This is a genomic window from Pseudomonas sp. PvP009, assembly GCF_017832995.1.
Lineage (GTDB): Bacteria > Pseudomonadota > Gammaproteobacteria > Pseudomonadales > Pseudomonadaceae > Aquipseudomonas > Aquipseudomonas syringae.
The window spans coordinates 851327-868417 of sequence record NZ_JAFIBG010000001.1; the positions used below are offsets into that span (position 1 = coordinate 851327).

Genomic DNA, 17091 nt, shown 5'->3' on the forward strand with positions numbered 1-17091 from the left:
GAAACCGTGATGAACCTGATTCAACATGCCGATTCGCCACGTTATATCCGGCTGCATCCGCTGGATAACGTCGTGGTTGTGGTCAACGACCAGGGTGTACCGGCCGGAACCGAATTCGACAACGGCCTGGTCACTGTCGATAACGTACCGCAGAGCCACAAGGTCAGTACCGTTGACCTGGCCGTGGGCGAGGCCGTGATTCGTTACGGCCACACCATTGGCTATGCACTGCAACCGATACCGCGCGGCAGTTGGGTCAGGGAAGACCAGCTGCGCATGCCTTCCGCGCCGGCGCTGGACAGCCTGCCGATGTCCGATGCGGTGCCGGAAAAGCAGGCGCCGCTCGAGGGTTACACCTTCGAGGGCTATCGCAACGCTGACGGTACTGTGGGAACTCGCAACATTCTCGGCATCACCACCACCGTGCAGTGCGTGACCGGTGTGCTCGACCATGCGGTCAAGCGTATCCGTGACGAGTTGTTGCCCAAGTACCCGAACGTCGATGACGTCGTGGCGCTGACCCACAGCTATGGCTGCGGCGTGGCTATTACGGCCACCGATGCCTACATCCCTATCCGCACGGTGCGCAATCTGGCACGCAACCCGAATCTGGGTGGCGAGGCGCTGGTGATCAGCCTGGGCTGTGAGAAATTGCAGGCCGGGCAGGTCATGCATGAAGGCGACAGCTCGGTGGACCTCAGCGAGCCTTGGCTGTATCGGCTGCAGGACTCCAGCCACGGTTTCAATGAAATGATTGAGCAGATCATGGAGCTGGCCGAGACGCGTTTGAAAAAGCTGGATCTGCGGCGTCGCGAGACGGTTCCTGCGTCCGAGTTGATTCTGGGCATGCAGTGCGGCGGCAGTGATGCGTTTTCCGGCATTACCGCCAACCCGGCGCTGGGTTATGCATCCGATCTGCTGCTTCGCGCCGGTGCGACGGTGATGTTTTCCGAAGTGACCGAAGTGCGGGATGCCATCTATCTGCTGACCTCCCGCGCACAGGATCAGGACGTCGCACAGGCGCTGGTGCGGGAGATGGACTGGTACGACCGCTATCTGGCCAAAGGTGAGGCAGATCGAAGCGCCAATACCACGCCGGGCAACAAGAAGGGCGGGTTGTCGAACATCGTCGAGAAGTCCTTGGGGTCGATCGTCAAGTCGGGCAGCAGCGCCATCAACGGCGTACTTGGCCCAGGCGAACGTGTCAGCAGCAAGGGGTTGATCTTCTGCGCGACACCGGCCAGTGACTTCGTCTGCGGCACCTTGCAACTGGCTGCCGGCATGAACCTGCATGTATTCACCACCGGACGCGGTACTCCGTATGGTCTGGCGATGGCGCCTGTAGTGAAGGTCTCGACCCGCACCGAGCTGGCCCAGCGCTGGCCTGATCTGATCGACATAGACGCCGGACGCATCGCGACCGGACGCGCGAGCATCGAGGACCTGGGCTGGGAGCTTTTCCACTTCTACCTGGACGTGGCCAGCGGCAAGAAGAAGACCTGGACCGAGCATTACCGGCTGCACAACGACATTACGCTCTTCAATCCGGCACCGATTACCTGACTGGAGGGTAACGCGGAGCGTCACGAACGGCATGCCCACGCTGGAGCGGGAGGAACGATCTGTGTCGGAATACGCCTGTCGTGCCCATGCTCTGCGTTGGTACGAGGTTCGGGACGCTCTGCGTTGGCGCTGAGTAACCGGTCACAATCCGAAATATTCTCTGAACTTTAAGGTCCTTTTTGACCTCTTCTACAGTAGGGCAGCCGGTCTGGCTGCCTTCGTTGATGGTGCAGGAGATTTCAAATGGGTTGGATATCGGAAAATCATTTGTGGTTGTTCGCAGCGCTGACCGCCCTGATCGTGATTTCGGACATCTGGGCAGTACTGCGTATTCGCAAGAGCAAGACACAATCCAGCAACAAGCTGATGTGGATCATTGTCGTTGTTGCCGTGCCAATCGTTGGCGTGCTGGCTCTGCTGATTGCGGGTCCGCGTCATGTGGACACACCGGCCAGACCTGAGCAGCAAAGCACCAAGTACTGACCCCGCTTTTCAAAAATACCCCGCCTGCGGGCGTGGGTATTTTTCCTTCTAGAGTGTTCCCTCCTGTTTTTCAGCACCTTTGCTCACAAAGGTGAGATGTCGGCTGGCAAAAATAAAAAACTCTGCAATTCTTCTGCAATGGTGAGGTGTTTACATGCTTGCCATCCAGACGTGAACAAGGAGAAAGCGTATGTCGATCATGACCAAGTGGGCGTTACAGGCAGCTGCGTTGTTTGTGTTGGGCTGGATGGCGGTTTCGGCAGCAAGCTGGAGCAATGACGTGGCCAATGGCACCGGCAGTGATCGGCTGGCAGAGCTGAATGCTGGCGTATTGAGCAGCCCGGTGCTGGCTGTGTCATCGTCGCCGGCAACGCAAGGGGAGTAATCCTGCCGGATCAGCGCGAGAGCACCGGCACTTTTCTGCAGGCAAAAAAATGGCCCACAACGGGGTGGGCCAAATGGGATTCATCAAAGGAGTAGGGTCAATTTACGCAGCCGGACGTGAAGGGGATGTGAAACGGATGTCATGGAAACGAGAAGTGGTTCGATAATTCAAGCGGCGTCATGACAAGGTGAAACAGCGTCGACCATTGTCTGGCAACGCTGTGTCGAGTGATTCGCAGGGGAGGGAGTCGGTCTAGCGGGCGGCCGCCTGAACGCTTATTTCAGCCGCGGCGCGGCGTGCCATATGCGGCAGCGAATGAGGCGCGTCGATTCTGGATTTCATGCGGTCGGCAAATTCTCTGGCTTCCTGCCAGCTCCGGCATTTGACCGGATAGTCGTCCAGTATTACAACCCAAGCGTCGCCATATACACCTTCTTCAATTCGGATGAGCATTGTTGGCATCTCCTTTCTGTGAGGGTAAGTCTGTGCCGGGTCATCGGCGCTAAAGCAGACGCCCGAAATCCTGCGCCGAAAATCGGTGTCTCGCTACAAAAAATTACAATTCCCGATGATTGTGCACGGGCTGCAAGCAAACGGGCTCTGCAGCTTTCAAGGCTGTGTTCGTGGGCAAGCCTGACTCAGAAATGTGACAGGCTGATGGATAAGCGCCGATCAGAACGCCAGCTTGAAACCGATCGTGCCCAGCATGATGGCCAGGAAGGGCCGTAGCAGGTCATCGGAGACGCGGCCTGCCATGTGGCTGCCCAGGTAGATGCCGGGCAGTGAGCCCATCAGCAGCCAGCCCAGCAGTTCCCAGTTCATGTTGCCCATGCTCGCATGACCCAGACCTGCAACCAGCGTGAGAGGCACCGCGTGGGCGATCTCCGTACCCACCAGACGCCGGGTCGGCAGCAGTGGATAGAGGATGAACAACGCCACCGTGCCCAACGCACCCGCGCCGATGGAGGTGAGTGCGACCATGGTGCCGAGGATCAGACCGGTAATGACGGTCAGTACCGTCAGGCTGGTGCCGCTGAAAAACGAGTAGCCGTCCCCGCGTCGGTGAGCAAAGGCCAGCAGTTTTTTCTTGAACAGCACGGCGAGTGCGGTCAGCAGCAGCACAAACCCGAGGGCCTGTTTGATAATCGCGTTAAGCGCCTCGGGAGCGGTATGCAGGGTGCTCAAAAACCACAGCGTCATGAGCACCGCCGGCACGCTGCCCAAGGTCAGCAGCCCGGTGACTTTCCAGTCGATGTTGTCGTTCTTGCGATGGACCAGAACCCCGCCGGATTTGGTAATCGCCGCGTACAGCAAGTCGGTGCCGACCGCCGTGGCCGGATTGATGCCGAACCACAACAGTATCGGCGTCATCAGCGAGCCGCCGCCGACTCCGGTCATGCCAACGATGAATCCGACTACCAGCCCTGCAACGACGAAACCCAGACCACCCGCTTCCATATCCAACCTTTTTCAAGCAAACGCATAGGCAAAAAGTGGCGGGCAGCATAACGGCTTGTGGTGTAAACGGTTATGAAGATGTGTTCTAAGGTTATAACCGTTTGTCGCGCACGATTGCCGCTTCTGCGGCTTGGGCAGCACTCTGCAGGCGTTGGTTCGGGCCGATCCAGTTCAGAAGAGCCTCGGCTTCCATGGGTTTGGCGATCAGGTAGCCTTGGCCTTCATCGCAACCCCACTGCTTGACCAGGCGACGAATCTCATCGGTTTCGATGCCCTCGGCCACGACCCAGTAACCGAGCTTCTTGGCCAGACCGATCAATGCCTTGACCAGACGCTGATCGGTTTTGTCGGACGCCAGATTGCGGATCAGCGACTGGTCGAGCTTGACCGTCGTCGCAGGCAACTGCCGCAGGTAATTCCAGTTGCTGTAGCCCGTGCCGAAGTCATCGATTGCCACATCCATGCCCATCTGACGCATGCGCTCCAGTTGGTGGCGTACTTCTGCCGGGTTGTGCATCAACGCGCCTTCAGTGAACTCCAGCTCGAAGCGGGTAGGGTCGATTTTGTGCTTGCCCAGCAGACGGATCATCCGGTCAGTGAACGCAGGGCCGGTGAGGTCTTCGGGCGTCACGTTGATCGCAATACGGAAATCGAAGCCCTGTTGCTGCCAGCGAGCGGCCTGTTCGATAGCACTGGTCAGCACCCAAAGGCTCAGCGGGCGCATCAGCGCGGTCTTCTCGGCCAGCGGCACGAACTCGGCAGGCCCGATGGCCCCGAGCGTGGGGTGATTCCAGCGCAGCAGGGCCTCTACCGACGTACACAGGCCGGAGTCGAGGTCGATGCGCGGCTGGTAGACCAGACGCAGTTGATCGTCAGCGTGCACCGCCCCGGTCAACGAACTGAGCAGTTTGAAAGCACGCTGCTGGGCGGCGTCGAAGTGCGGTTCATACATCGCCCAGCCGAGATCGCGGTCGCGGGCATCGTCGGCGGCGCTGATGACCATGCGCATCCAGTCCTGTTCTTCGGCCGGATTGCGGTTCAGGGTCACGACTCCCAGGCCGACCTGCATCTGTACCGGAATGCCCCGGCACTCAACGGGCGTCTCGAAGTCTTTGAGGATGGTGCGAAACAGGTGTTCGGGCGTGCGATCGCCAGCCAACAGAAAGCCGAAGCGCGTAGGGCTGACCTTGTACAGGGAACAGGTCGGCGGCAGCAGGCACTCCAGTCGGCTTTTGATCGCCGTCACCAGATCCTGCGAGAAGCTGTAACCCAGGGCCTTGACGATGTCGTTGAGGAACGCCGAGGTAATCATGTCCACCACGACCAACTGATAATCGACACTGGATGCCACTGCCTGACTGATATCTTCCTGCAGGCGCGAGCGGTTGTACAAGCCGGTGGGCTGATCAATGAAGCAACTGAGCCTGAGGCCGACAATGCGCTTCATGACCAGTGAGGCAAAGCGCTTGAGCATCTGCGTCTGGTACTCGCTCATCGGCTCGCGCGGCTTGGTGTCGATCACGCACAGGCTGCCCAGGGCAATGCCGTCATCGGTGATCAGTGGCGCGCCTGCGTAGTAACGAATGTCAGGGTGGCCGGTGACCAGGCTGTTGTTCACGAAGCGTTGGTCGAGCGTCGCGTCGGGAATCTCGAACAGCGTGTCGGAAAGGATGGTGTAGGCGCAGAAGGACACGTTACGCGGTGTTTCACGGGCATTCAGGCCCACCCTGGCGCGGAACCACTGACGATGCTCATCGACGATCGAGATCAGGGCAATCGGTGTCTCGAAAAATGCAGCGGTCATCGCGACGATTTCATCGAATACGTCATCGGACGTATCTTCAAGTACGCACAGCTCCCGTATGCGCAACAGACGTTGCGTTTCATTCAGGGGAATGGGGGCACTGGCGTTCATGATGATTCTCAATGGGTACTCGATGATGACTATATGACATCACGAAACTCACTTTAACAGACGAAAAGATTCCGACCACAGCGGCGAGATACCGATTAATCGGCCGCAGATCGGATTTTTTGAACGCTATCGTTGTTCAAGCCGCACACGGCGAGGGGTTGGCCTTTTATTTACGGTATGTTGCCAGTGCTACCATTCGTCGACTGGCCGAAAATAAGTAAATCGAGTGCCGTCATGCAGGCTCTTCGGCTACGTTTTTTACGTGCTGAGTGAGCAAAGGCTTCATCTTATGAAGGCGTGTGTTGCTTGCCTGCTCTCTCTGAAAATGAGCTCACCCATTGCAAGGTAATCAGGAGCCACACCATGAACATCGAGGTGCGACCCGCCCGCATGGCGGACGCTGATGCCATCAGCCGCGTGGTATTGGCGGCCTTGCGAACCAGCAATGCCAAGGACTATCCCGCCAGTGTGATCGAGCGCGTGCAATTGAGTTTCAGCCCGGCTGCGATCGAGCAGCTCATGCAACAGCGGCAAGTGTTCGTGGCGTCAGAGGGTCACGTGGTGAGAGGCACTGCGAGTCTGGAGGGCGAGGTCGTGCGCTCGGTATTTGTCGACCCTGACAGGCATCGGCAGGGGATCGGGCGTTTGTTGATGGCCGAGCTGGAGGTTGTCGCACGCAAGGCGGGCGCGGCGCGGATGGTTGTACCGTCATCCTTGACTGCGCAGGGGTTTTACTTGGCGCTGGGCTTCAGCCTGGTGCGGGAGCATCTGGAGGGAGAGGAGCGCACATTGATCATGGAGCGGCAACTGCGCGTTTGAGGCATTCCATGCCTTAAGCGGTGACTTCCTGTATCTCCTGCATTTCCTGCAGTTGATAGTGCGCGTACAGGGTGCTGGCTATCAGCGTGCAAAACACTTTCAGGGTATCGAGGGTATTGGCGTCATCGAGTGGCGCAGGCTTGGTATCCAGGCCGCACAGGGTGCCGAAGAAATCGCCGTTAGGAAAAATGATCGGCAACGAGAAGTAGCTCTGGAAACCGTACATTTTAGTAATGGGATGCTCTGCGTAGACAGGGTCGGTCGCGACTTCGTTGATTACGATAGGCTGGCGGTGCAGACGCAACTCATTGCAGAACGTGGTCTCCAGCTTGAGCTGATGACCGGCTTCCAGCCCGAACTGAATTTCGTCGTAAACAGCGCATGCGGTCCAGCTGGCCTCGGTGACTTTGGCAATGGCCGCAAATCTTAGCCCGGTCAGCCGGGTTACCAGCCTTAACAGACTGGAAGTGGCCTCGATTTCACTGATGACTGCCAGCTCTGCGGAAGTCAGGTTGTTGTTCAAAATGTCTCACCCTGGTCATAAAAAACACTGATGCGGCCTTGGCAGTACGCCGGGCGCTGCCGATCCCGTGCAGGAAGTGATCGTGTCATACCTGATCGTGGCTTACATGAAATATTTTGTTGTTCGCCGCCAACTATCGAATGACTTTAATGCCGCTGTCAACGTTGCGGGCTTTTTCAAATAGTCCGGGCTCGTGAACAGGGTCTTTAGGAATCCTGTTTCAACTAAGGAAGACGATGCGCCTGAAAGTCTGTCAGCAGGGTTGCGCGGGTTACAGGTTTTGAACGGAGAGGCTGGGGAGGGGAGGAGTCATTGCAGGTTTTTTGCCGAACGCTACTGACTCTATAAAAGAAGGGCAGTAGACGAATCTGCTGCCCTCTGTCATGTCCGGTCGGCGTAGATGTCTGGGTTACGTCTTGAAGCGCAGCACCAGATCATTCAGGTTGACCGCCAACTGCGACAGTTCGGTACTGGCGATCAGGGTCTGCCGGGTGCCTTCGCTGCTCTGCACGGCAAGGTCACGAATGCTGACCAGGCTTCTGTCGACATCGCGCGCTACATGCGCCTGTTGTTCGGAGGCCGCGGCGATCTGCAAGTTACGGTTATTGATCTCGAGTACCGAGTCGGTGATCTGGCGCAGCGACTCCCCGGCGTCTTCTGCGGTCTTACGAGTGCTGTGAACTTCCTGGGTGCTCCTTTGCATGGACTCGACCGTGGCGGAAGAGCCGGCCTGAATCGCTGAAATCATCTGTTCGACTTCTTGCGTGGACGTCTGTGTGCGGTGCGCCAGAGCCCGTACTTCATCGGCTACCACAGCGAAGCCGCGACCCTGTTCGCCGGCACGCGCGGCTTCGATGGCTGCGTTGAGTGCCAGCAGGTTGGTCTGTTCGGCAATGCCGCGAATTACGCCCAGCACCTTACTGATGTTCTGAGCCTGACCTGCCAGCGCGGTGACTTGTGCAGAAGAGCCCTCGACCAGACCCGTCAGGTTGTGCATGGCTGTCAGGGTTTCAGCAACGCGCTGGTTACCCAGGTCAGCGGAAAGGCTCGACTGTTGGGCGGCCTGCGAGGTCGAGGTAGCATTACGAGCGACCTCTTCTACGGCAGCACTCATTTCGTTTACCGCAGTAGCTGCCTGCTCGATTTCGCTGTTCTGCTGCTGCAGTGTGCGGTCGGCACTTTCGGTGATCGACGTCATTTCGACGGCGGCGGTGCTCAGTTGCGCAGACGCACCGGAAATTTCATGAATGGTGGTGCGTAGATTCCCCGACATGGTATTCAGGGCCGTCATCAAGCGTGAGGCTTCATCGCTGCCGCTAACGCTCAATTGCCTGGTCAGGTCACCGGCGGCGATGTCTTCCGCCAGTTTCAGCGAGACGCTGATCGGGTCGACAATGCTGCGTGTCAGTGCAATCGCGAGTACCACGGTAAGCAGGAACGCTGCGATCAGCACAATCATCAACACGTTGACGCTGTGGTCGTAGACTGCAGTGGCATCTTTCCCGGAGACGACCGCCTCTTCAGCATTGTGCCCACGTAGCACAGTGAGTTTTTCCTGATAGGCAGCGGCCTTTTGGGCCTGCTCTCCGTTGGCGAGGGAGACCGCTTTGTCGTGATCAGCGCTGTCCAGTGCGACGACCTGTTTCAAGCCATCAATGTAGACGCCCATCTTGTTATTGGCCTCTTCGAATTGCGCCCGGTCGGCTTCGCCTGACAGCAGGTGTTTTTGATAGAAGTCACTATTGGCACGCAGCGCCTCGATCGCTTCCCGAACCTTGGCTTCTGCGGTGGCGTGTACGCTCGGATCATTGCTGGCAAGCATCCTGATGCTTTCCAGGCGAGCGTGAAGCAGGGCGATCTGAATGTCGTCGACGACTTGAATGCTGGGCAGTGAGTTTTCTTCTATGTTCTGCTCGGCTATGCGCAGGTGGCCGATCTGTACGTAGGAGAAGGCGCCCAGACCGATCAACAGCAAGGTGATGACGCCAAAACACAGGGAAGCCCTGCGTGAAATGCTTAACGATCTGAGGTTCATGGTTGCCTCCAGCGGCAAAACAGGCGGAAGGCAAATACGTTCCTTCCAATGACTGTTTTTCTGCTGAAAACGAGAGAGCTTTAACAAAAGGGGGATGAAAGTTATTTCATAATGGCTTCATGCCATTATTTGCTGCCGGGCAATCGCGTAGTGTGAAAAGTTCCAGTAACACTGTGAATAAAGTTAGCCATTATTTGAGTGACCGTCATTAAAGTATTCACTCTAATACTGCAATTCTCAGCGCGCGAATCCATCAGGCCTCGACGTCAAGCTGCGGACTCTTCAACGTGTTCCACCAACGTGTCCAGAAAACCTGCGACGCGTCCCATGCAGGCCATTCGTTCTTCTGCATGGGGCATGTGACTGGAATCTTCGAAGACAGACCAACTGATATCGGGGACGTTATCCACGTAGGGCTTCACGACGAGCGGTGTGGCTTCGTCATACTTCCCGGAAATCAGTAAGGCAGGAACGCTGATGAGCTTCAGGCGATTGACGATGGTCCAGTCCTTCATCGTGCCGATGACGTGGAACTCGGTAGGACCATTCATGGCGTGGTAGACGGTCGGATCGGCGTCAATCGCGTCGAAGGTACGTTTTACCTCCTCCGGCCACGGTGTGATGCGGCAGACATGACGGTCATAGAACACTCGCGAGGCTTTCAGGTATTCCGGGTCTTTCAACGTTTCCGCTTTTTCGTGCTTGAGCAACGCGGCCTGGACCTCAGCTGGCAGATCCTCGCGCAGCCGGTTGGCCTCACTTACCCAGGTGTGCATGTCTGCGGGGGAGTTGGCGATGATCAGCGCCTTCAGCCCTTCGGGCTGACGCACGGCATGCTCTGAAGCCAGCATGCCGCCCCACGACTGGCCCAGCAATGCGTAATTGTTTTCGATGCCCAGGTGCTCAAGCAGGTTGTCGAGTTCGCTCAAAAACAGATCGACTGTCCAGAAGTCGCGCTTCACCTCGCGCAGGTGGGTCGACTTCCCGTTACCCAACTGATCGTAGTGGATAACGGCCCTGCCGGTGCTGGCGATGTCCTTGAACGAATCGACGTAGTCGTGCGTACAACCGGGACCGCCGTGCAGAATGACCAGTGGAGTGTCGGGACTGTGCAGGTCGCCTGTGATGCGATACCACGTCTGATAGTCGCCAAAGGGCGCAAAACCTTCCTTGATCGTCATATCTGCCATGTCGGCGGTCCCTGCTGGATAGTTTGGGTGCACCATAGCGCGGCGTCTTGCGTCTCATAACTATAGAAAATGATAGGTTTTGGCCGATAAACCGGTCAGTGGTCGAGTAAACGGTAGTGAACGGCACGCACCACCCCCTGCACACGGTTTTTGGCCCCAAGCTTTTGCATGGCCGAATTCAGATGCAAGGTCAGCGTGGATCATCTGATCAACCACGATGCGGGCGTCAACTGGATCGACCTCTACCACAGCCCCTACATCAACGTGTCGCGCAAGAACATCGAGCACTTGGGCCAGAACCCGTTTGGCCGCTTTACGCTCGAAGAAACGGTCAAGAAATGACATGAGCAGGGCGCCTGTCTGATCGACAGGCGTTGTTCAACGACGTTTTTCAGCGCGTATTCGGCCGGGAAACGTTAATTTGTATCCTCAGGTTTACCTGGCCTTCAACAGGCTCTGCGGATGGTAAGGTTGCGGCCTTTTTGCGCTGTACCCTCGCGGAGCCGTCATGCATAAACCCACCCCCCGTATCGAATCCCCGAATGCGCTGGCGTTCATCACGCGTTTCTTCGCTGCTGAATCCGCAGGCGGGCTGGTGTTGATGGCGGCTGCGCTGGCGGCCCTGATCGTTGCCAACTCACCGCTGGCCGACAGCTACTTCGCCGCGCTGCACGCTGTGTTCGCCGGGTTGTCGGTTTCGCACTGGATCAATGACGGCCTGATGGCAATCTTCTTCATGCTGGTTGGCCTGGAGATCAAGCGCGAGGTGCTCGCCGGCCAGCTCGCCTCCTGGAGCCAGAGGGCCTTGCCGGGCTTTGCGGCGCTGGGCGGCATGGTGGTTCCGGCGCTGATCTACGTGGCGTTCAACTGGGGGCTGCCAGACACCATCGGCGGTTGGGCCATTCCGGCAGCGACCGACATCGCATTCGCCCTGGGTGTGCTGTCACTGCTGGGCAAGCGCGTGCCGCTGTCGCTGAAGATCTTCCTGTCTGCACTGGCGATTCTTGATGACCTCGGCGCGGTGCTGATCATCGCGCTGTTCTACACCAGCGATCTCTCCATTCCCATGCTGCTCGCAGCGCTGGGCTCCATCGCCGTGCTCGTCGCGCTGAATCGTCTGGGTGTTAAAAAACTGCTGCCTTACCTGGTTGTAGGCGCGCTGCTGTGGTTCTTCATGCTCCAGTCCGGTATCCACGCCACCCTCGCGGGCGTCGCGCTGGCGCTGTGCATCCCGTTGGGCAAACCCGATGAAGAGGCTCGCTCGCCACTGCTGCATCTGGAGGAAAAGCTGCACCCTTGGGTGGCGTTTGCCGTCGTACCGATCTTCGGTTTTGCCAACGCTGGCGTATCACTGTCGAGCATAACCGCCGACAAGCTCGTGGACCCGGTCCCGCTTGGCGTTGCGCTGGGGCTACTGGTCGGCAAGCAGGTCGGCATATTCGCCATGGCCGCGCTGGCGATTCGCGCAGGCCTGGCCCGCTTGCCGGACGGCAGCAACTGGGGCCAGCTGTATGGCGTCGCAGCCTTGTGTGGTATCGGCTTCACCATGAGCCTGTTCATTGGCGCACTGGCCTTCCCGGGCACGCCGGAACTGGTCGACGAGGTCAAGGTGGGCGTGCTGATCGGGTCGGTGTTGTCGGCTGTGTTGGGTGTGGTTGCGTTGCGCAGGTTTGCGCCGCGGGCGTGAAGCTGCAGTAGTCCTTGGCACGATAGTTACAAGACTATCGTTCCTCACGCTCCAGCTTGGGAATGCCGTTCTGGACGCTCTGCGTCCGGGTAGTGGAGTCGGTGGCAGGGGCGCAAACCGATCAGCAGGCTGTGAAGTTGATTCTGGAACGAGTGACCATTATCTGATTGCAATCTGGCATTACAGAAACCGGGCGGTAGGACGATAAAGACGGGACGTGCCAGGGACTCGGCCAACTTCTCCTACTTTGAGAGCCCACAGCATGCTTCACCTGTTCAGCCCCCGTCGTGACAAAAAAGCCCTTCAGCAACTGATCTCCTCGCTAAAGGGCGGCACTGAGCCCTCAGTAGGGGGATGTGCTGAAAAAAGCGCGGTACTCGAATGCTGGAGCTCGCTGAGCGCCCAGCGTCGCCTCGACGAGCAACGTATTGCCGCGCTTGAGCAAGAACTGGAAACCGCCCGCCACCTGCTGGGCGAAGCCTCTGCCTCGGCCGCCGCTTATGAAACCCGCTTTGATCTGGTCAACCGCGCGTCGAGCGAGGGCCTCTGGGACATGGAGGTGGTCGCGGGCGATCCGGTCAACCCGAACAATCGATTCTGGTGGTCGCAGCAACTGCGCACGCTTCTCGGTTTCAACGATGAGCGCGACTTCCCCAACGTATTGGCGAGCTGGGCAGACCGGCTTCATCCTCAGGATAAACAAGCCACGCTGGATGCATTTGCCAAACACCTGAATGACCGTTCCGGCAATACACCGTATCGCGTCAAGAATCGTCTGGCGATGAAGGACGGCACTTATCGCTGGTTCTATGCCCAAGGCGAAACGTTAAGGGACGCACGCGGAACGCCGTTGCGGGTCGCCGGATCTCTGCGGGATATCCATGATGAGCTTGAGCGTGATCTGGAACACGATGTGATCATTACCCGATTCGAACTGGCTCGAGAGATGCTCTCCGACGGTCTTTGGGACATGGAGGTCATTGCCGGCGACCCGGTCAATGCGCGCAATCCTTTCTGGTGGTCTCCACAGTTCAGGCGTCTGCTGGGTTTTGAAACGGTGGAAGAGTTTCCCGACGTACTGGATAGCTGGGCGTCACGGCTGCACCCTGAAGACAAGGAACGAAGCCTGACGGCGTTCGGTGCGCATTTGAATGACCGGACTGGCAAGACTCCGTTCGATATCGAGTACCGCCTGAAGATGAAAACCGGGGAGTATCGCTGGTTCCGTGCGCGCGGCCAGACTCGCCGGAATCCCGAAGGTGTTCCGCTGAGGGTGGTGGGGGCGTTGGTGGATGTGCATTTGAAGCATGAGCAGGACGCTCTTCGCGATACCGAAGCACAGCATCAGAAAAACCTGGAAGAGAACATCGCTCAACTGACCCAGATAGTTGGCACTATCCAGAGCATTGCCAGCCAGACCAACCTCCTGGCGCTCAATGCGGCAATCGAGGCTGCACGCGCCGGTGAAGCAGGGCGAGGCTTCGCGGTGGTGGCGGATGAAGTCCGCAAGCTGGCGACCAGAACGACCGAAGCGACGGAGCAGGCGGCAAGCATGATGAGCCGCTGATAAAACCAGCGCCCTTTGCTAGATCGCAGCAAAAAAAACGCCTCCACAAGGGAGGCGTTTTTTCAACTCAGCACATCAAACACATCAGGCCAGGTCGAAGCGGTCCAGGTTCATCACCTTGGTCCAGACTGCCACGAAGTCTTTGACGAACTTCTCGTGGGCATCGGAGCTGCCATACACCTCGGCAATCGCACGCAACTGAGCATGCGAGCCGAAGACCAGATCGACACGGGTGCCGGTCCATTTCACTGCGCCAGTCTTGCGGTCACGGGCCTCGAAGGTATCAGTGCCACCCGCGGTCGCTTTCCACTCCACGCCCATGTCCAGCAGGTTCTTGAAGAAGTCGTTGGTCAGGGTGCCTGGCTGATCAGTGAAGACGCCATGCTTGCTCTGTCCGACGTTGATGTTCAAGACCCGCAGGCCGCCCAGCAGTACAGTCATTTCCGGTGCAGTCAGGGTCAGCAGTTGCGCCTTGTCGACCAGCAACGATTCTGCCGAGACCTTGTAATGCCCCTTCTGATAGTTGCGGAAACCATCGGCGATCGGCTCGAGGAAGCTGAACGACTCAACGTCGGTCTGCTCCTGAGACGCATCAGCGCGGCCCGGTGCGAACGGAACAGTGACGTGCTGACCTGCATGTTTCGCAGCCTGCTCGACACCTGCGTTACCCGCCAGGACGATCAGATCTGCGATTGAAACCTTCTTGCCGTTCGACTGACCCGCGTTGAATTCGCTCTGAATGCCCTCGAGGGTCTTCAGCACGCCCGCCAGCTGCGCAGGCTGATTGACCGCCCAATCCTTCTGCGGAGCCAGACGCAGACGGCCGCCATTGGCACCACCGCGCTTGTCCGAGCCACGGAAGGTAGACGCTGCCGCCCAGGCCGTCGATACCAGCTGCGAGACCGAAAGGCCCGAAGCGAGAATCCTGGCCTTGAGTGCGGCCACATCCTGATCATCCACCAACGCATGATCAACGTGTGGAATCGGGTCTTGCCACAGCAGCTCTTCGGCCGGTGTTTCCGGGCCGAGGTAGCGGGCAAGCGGGCCCATGTCACGGTGAGTCAGCTTGAACCAGGCACGGGCGAACGCGTCTGCCAGTTGCTCGGGGTTGTTCAGGAAGCGGCGGGAGATCTGCTCGTAAGCCGGATCGAAGCGCAGCGCCAGGTCAGAGGTCAGCATGCTCGGTGCATGACGCTTGGATGGATCGTGGGCATCCGGGATCTTGCCGGCGCCAGCGCCGTTCTTCGGCGTCCACTGATGCGCACCTGCCGGGCTCTTGGTCAGTTCCCATTCGAAGCCAAAGAGGTTTTCGAGGTACTCGTTGCTCCATTTGGTCGGCGTCGAAGTCCAGGTCACTTCCAGGCCGCTGGTGATGGTGTCGCCACCCTTACCGCTGCCGAATTTGTTCCTCCAGCCAAGACCCTGCTCTTCAAGGCCGGCTGCTTCAGGCTCAGGACCTACGTTGTCGGCAGGGCCGGCACCGTGGGTCTTGCCGAAGGCGTGACCACCGGCAATAAGTGCCACGGTCTCTTCGTCGTTCATCGCCATGCGACCGAAGGTTTCACGGATATCCCTTGCCGAAGCAACCGGATCCGGTACACCTTCAGGGCCTTCAGGGTTCACGTAAATCAAGCCCATCTGCACGGCGGCAAGCGGGTTTTCCAGATTGCGTTCGCCGCTGGCGGTACGGCTTTCTTCGTTGGCGTGATTCTCCGGCTCGGCCACCAGCGTGCCGTCGCCCGGTTGCTGCATTTTCTTCTGCACGCCGTAGCGTTCTTCACCACCCAGCCAAGTGGTCTCGGAACCCCAGTACACGTCTTCTTCCGGTTCCCAGACATCCGCGCGACCACCGGAGAAACCGAAGGTCTTGAAGCCCATGGATTCGAGCGCGACGTTACCGGTCAGTACGATCAGGTCAGCCCAGGAGATCTTGCGGCCGTACTTCTGCTTGATCGGCCAGATCAGGCGGCGCGCCTTGTCCAGGCTGACGTTGTCAGGCCAGCTGTTGAGCGGCGCAAAACGTTGCTGACCGGCACCTGCACCACCACGACCATCGCCTGTGCGGTAGGTACCGGCGCTGTGCCAGGCCATACGAATGAACAGCGGGCCGTAGTGGCCGAAGTCTGCCGGCCACCAGTCCTGAGACTGGGTCATGACGTTGCGCAGGTCCTGTTTGACCGCTTCGATGTCAAGGCTCTTGAACTCCTTGGCATAGTCGAAACTCTCGCCCATCGGGTCGGAGAGCGAGGAATGCTGATGCAGGATCTTCAGATTCAGCTGCTTGGGCCACCAGTCACGGTTGGTGGTGCCGCCGCCGGCAGCGTGGTTGAAGGGGCATTTCGATTCAGTTGACATGCTTGATACACCTTTTTGTCATTTGCATCCGGCCATCCAGTCCACTTGTGGGACCTCCGACAGTGATGACGGAACTCAACAGCACTGGGTTCATGCCGGCCGTTCGTTTAACGATCAGGCCAGCTCTACAGATACGCAGCACAGCGATCATCAGATTGCTGCGAGCCGAGCCCACAACGTGCGTCGCAAACTTGAGCTCATTGTTATTTCCTTATCAGGGTGAAACCGCACGACTTTCGCCGATGCTTATGCAGATTAGCCTTCTTCACGAAGATTTCTAATAGAAAGAACATTACGGGGCGATAGGCAGACTCTGGCAGCGCTGTCATCAAGGCATCAATCGGCTCTGCTAACCTGTGCAGCCCATGAGACGGCAGGCCGCTTAGCCCATGATCACGATTCGCAGCATGACCCTGGACGATTACAACGCGGTCATCGAACTGATGCGCAGCACACCGGGCATTTCCCTGCGCGACGCCGATTCACGCGAAGCCACCGCGCGCTACCTCGAACGCAACCCCGGTATGAGCTTCGTCGCCGAGGCGGACGGCGCCTTGTGCGGCGGTGTGATGTGCGGGCATGACGGACGCCGCGGTTATCTGCAGCATTTGATTGTGCTGCCCGAGTATCGCCGGCGCGGTATCGCCTATGAGTTGGTCGAACGCTGCCTCGAGTGTCTGGAAGCGCTGGGTATTTACAAATGTCATCTGGACGTGATGAAGAGTAATGAAGCGGCCGGGCGTTATTGGCAGGGGCAGGGTTGGACGCTGCGGGAGGATATCGATCGGTATTCGAAGGTGCGGCGGGACGGGAATGTTTAACAGGGCCTCAATAAAAACGGATGCGCGGTGCTGCGACCCTTGCCCCCGGACCTCGCTACAGGCGGGTTCCTGAGAGAGTCCGAGCACAGCATCCGGGATCAGCAAAAGCACCCTTGTGGCGCGGTTTGATTTTTCCAGCATGCTCAATGTCAGCGAAGTTCACCTACTTAATAGGTGGGCCACCAACGGGGCTCGCGGTACTTTTTGAAGCCAGGAGCTTTAAGGTTTTCTTCGGTTTAACAAGGCACGGGTGACCGGTTAAACAGGGACAAAGTCTATAAGCAATATTT

14 protein-coding genes and 2 pseudogenes are annotated in these 17091 nt (G+C 58.2%); 8 read left to right on the top strand and 8 right to left on the bottom strand.

Features of this window, described 5'->3' with window-relative positions; genetic code table 11:
- Positions 1-9 precede the first annotated feature (9 nt).
- The 3 genes from garD (at position 10) to JOE29_RS03800 (ending at position 2431) form a co-directional block, all read left to right on the top strand.
- Complete coding sequence (gene garD, locus JOE29_RS03790) at positions 10-1563, top strand: galactarate dehydratase (RefSeq protein ID WP_003395112.1); 1554 nt, start codon at positions 10-12, stop codon at positions 1561-1563.
- 243 nt (positions 1564-1806) lie between these two features.
- On the top strand, positions 1807-2046 hold the full coding sequence (locus JOE29_RS03795) for a PLDc N-terminal domain-containing protein (RefSeq protein ID WP_003340505.1): 240 nt from the start codon (positions 1807-1809) through the stop codon (positions 2044-2046).
- Positions 2047-2236: 190 nt separating this feature from the next.
- Positions 2237-2431, top strand: coding sequence for a hypothetical protein (locus tag JOE29_RS03800; protein WP_058444145.1), 195 nt, complete (start codon positions 2237-2239; stop codon positions 2429-2431).
- A 252-nt stretch (positions 2432-2683) separates the two neighbouring features.
- Here JOE29_RS03800 and JOE29_RS03805 read toward each other — a convergent pair whose 3' ends face one another.
- From JOE29_RS03805 to JOE29_RS03815, 3 genes are all read right to left on the bottom strand, one after another.
- Positions 2684-2884 (bottom strand): hypothetical protein, encoded by a 201-nt coding sequence (locus JOE29_RS03805; protein WP_003313743.1) that lies wholly within the window; start codon positions 2882-2884, stop codon positions 2684-2686.
- 219 nt (positions 2885-3103) lie between these two features.
- Entirely contained in the window at positions 3104-3889 is a 786-nt protein-coding gene (locus tag JOE29_RS03810; protein WP_003400068.1) for a sulfite exporter TauE/SafE family protein, read from the bottom strand.
- A gap of 91 nt (positions 3890-3980) precedes the next feature.
- The gene (locus JOE29_RS03815; RefSeq protein ID WP_003395119.1) at positions 3981-5804 is read right to left on the bottom strand and encodes an EAL domain-containing protein; all 1824 of its coding nucleotides are present in this window, start codon (positions 5802-5804) and stop codon (positions 3981-3983) included.
- A gap of 363 nt (positions 5805-6167) precedes the next feature.
- Between JOE29_RS03815 and JOE29_RS03820 the strand changes: the two genes are divergently transcribed.
- Positions 6168-6623, top strand: coding sequence for a GNAT family N-acetyltransferase (locus JOE29_RS03820; protein WP_122255420.1), 456 nt, complete (start codon positions 6168-6170; stop codon positions 6621-6623).
- 13 nt (positions 6624-6636) lie between these two features.
- Here the strand turns inward: JOE29_RS03820 and JOE29_RS03825 are convergent, their stop codons facing one another.
- From JOE29_RS03825 to JOE29_RS03840, 4 genes and pseudogenes are all read right to left on the bottom strand, one after another.
- Positions 6637-7146: a GAF domain-containing protein gene (locus tag JOE29_RS03825; protein WP_003340514.1), complete on the bottom strand. Its 510-nt coding sequence runs from the start codon at positions 7144-7146 to the stop codon at positions 6637-6639.
- Between the two features lie 409 nt (positions 7147-7555).
- Positions 7556-9181 carry a methyl-accepting chemotaxis protein gene (locus tag JOE29_RS03830; protein ID WP_003424610.1) on the bottom strand — a complete coding sequence of 542 codons (1626 nt, stop codon included), beginning with the start codon at positions 9179-9181 and terminating at the stop codon, positions 7556-7558.
- Positions 9182-9447: 266 nt separating this feature from the next.
- Positions 9448-10371 (bottom strand): proline iminopeptidase-family hydrolase, encoded by a 924-nt coding sequence (locus JOE29_RS03835; RefSeq protein ID WP_103364879.1) that lies wholly within the window; start codon positions 10369-10371, stop codon positions 9448-9450.
- A gap of 95 nt (positions 10372-10466) precedes the next feature.
- Positions 10467-10571: pseudogene (locus tag JOE29_RS03840) on the bottom strand (LuxR family transcriptional regulator); the annotation flags it as partial.
- A 19-nt stretch (positions 10572-10590) separates the two neighbouring features.
- Here JOE29_RS03840 and JOE29_RS03845 point away from each other — a divergent pair.
- The 3 genes and pseudogenes from JOE29_RS03845 to JOE29_RS25565 all read left to right on the top strand — a co-directional run.
- Positions 10591-10713, top strand: a pseudogene (locus JOE29_RS03845) (ABC transporter substrate-binding protein); the annotation flags it as partial.
- 166 nt (positions 10714-10879) lie between these two features.
- On the top strand, positions 10880-12058 hold the full coding sequence (gene nhaA / locus JOE29_RS03850) for a Na+/H+ antiporter NhaA (protein WP_210078808.1): 1179 nt from the start codon (positions 10880-10882) through the stop codon (positions 12056-12058).
- A 262-nt stretch (positions 12059-12320) separates the two neighbouring features.
- Positions 12321-13625, top strand: coding sequence for a PAS domain-containing protein (locus tag JOE29_RS25565; RefSeq protein WP_074997237.1), 1305 nt, complete (start codon positions 12321-12323; stop codon positions 13623-13625).
- A gap of 84 nt (positions 13626-13709) precedes the next feature.
- On the opposite strand, the gene katG is transcribed toward JOE29_RS25565, so the two are convergent.
- A complete protein-coding gene (katG, locus tag JOE29_RS03860) occupies positions 13710-15980 on the bottom strand; it encodes a catalase/peroxidase HPI (RefSeq protein WP_016568988.1) in 2271 nt (756 codons plus the stop codon).
- Between the two features lie 389 nt (positions 15981-16369).
- Between katG and JOE29_RS03865 the strand changes: the two genes are divergently transcribed.
- Positions 16370-16801, top strand: coding sequence for a GNAT family N-acetyltransferase (locus tag JOE29_RS03865; RefSeq protein ID WP_210078809.1), 432 nt, complete (start codon positions 16370-16372; stop codon positions 16799-16801).
- Positions 16802-17091: the final 290 nt, after the last annotated feature.

Excerpts from the sequence above, each read along its gene's own strand:
- JOE29_RS03865 (WP_210078809.1), top strand. The coding sequence starts at position 16,370 with ATGATCACGATTCGCAGCATGACCCTGGACGATTACAACGCGGTCATC.
- JOE29_RS25565 (WP_074997237.1), top strand. The coding sequence starts at position 12,321 with ATGCTTCACCTGTTCAGCCCCCGTCGTGACAAAAAAGCCCTTCAGCAA.
- JOE29_RS03820 (WP_122255420.1), top strand. The coding sequence starts at position 6,168 with ATGAACATCGAGGTGCGACCCGCCCGCATGGCGGACGCTGATGCCATC.
- JOE29_RS03815 (WP_003395119.1), bottom strand. The coding sequence starts at position 5,804 with ATGAACGCCAGTGCCCCCATTCCCCTGAATGAAACGCAACGTCTGTTG.
- JOE29_RS03800 (WP_058444145.1), top strand. The coding sequence starts at position 2,237 with ATGTCGATCATGACCAAGTGGGCGTTACAGGCAGCTGCGTTGTTTGTG.
- JOE29_RS03805 (WP_003313743.1), bottom strand. The coding sequence starts at position 2,884 with ATGCTCATCCGAATTGAAGAAGGTGTATATGGCGACGCTTGGGTTGTA.
- katG (WP_016568988.1), bottom strand. The coding sequence starts at position 15,980 with ATGTCAACTGAATCGAAATGCCCCTTCAACCACGCTGCCGGCGGCGGC.
- JOE29_RS03810 (WP_003400068.1), bottom strand. The coding sequence starts at position 3,889 with ATGGAAGCGGGTGGTCTGGGTTTCGTCGTTGCAGGGCTGGTAGTCGGA.
- JOE29_RS03795 (WP_003340505.1), top strand. The coding sequence starts at position 1,807 with ATGGGTTGGATATCGGAAAATCATTTGTGGTTGTTCGCAGCGCTGACC.
- JOE29_RS03835 (WP_103364879.1), bottom strand. The coding sequence starts at position 10,371 with ATGGCAGATATGACGATCAAGGAAGGTTTTGCGCCCTTTGGCGACTAT.
- JOE29_RS03830 (WP_003424610.1), bottom strand. The coding sequence starts at position 9,181 with ATGAACCTCAGATCGTTAAGCATTTCACGCAGGGCTTCCCTGTGTTTT.
- nhaA (WP_210078808.1), top strand. The coding sequence starts at position 10,880 with ATGCATAAACCCACCCCCCGTATCGAATCCCCGAATGCGCTGGCGTTC.
- garD (WP_003395112.1), top strand. The coding sequence starts at position 10 with ATGAACCTGATTCAACATGCCGATTCGCCACGTTATATCCGGCTGCAT.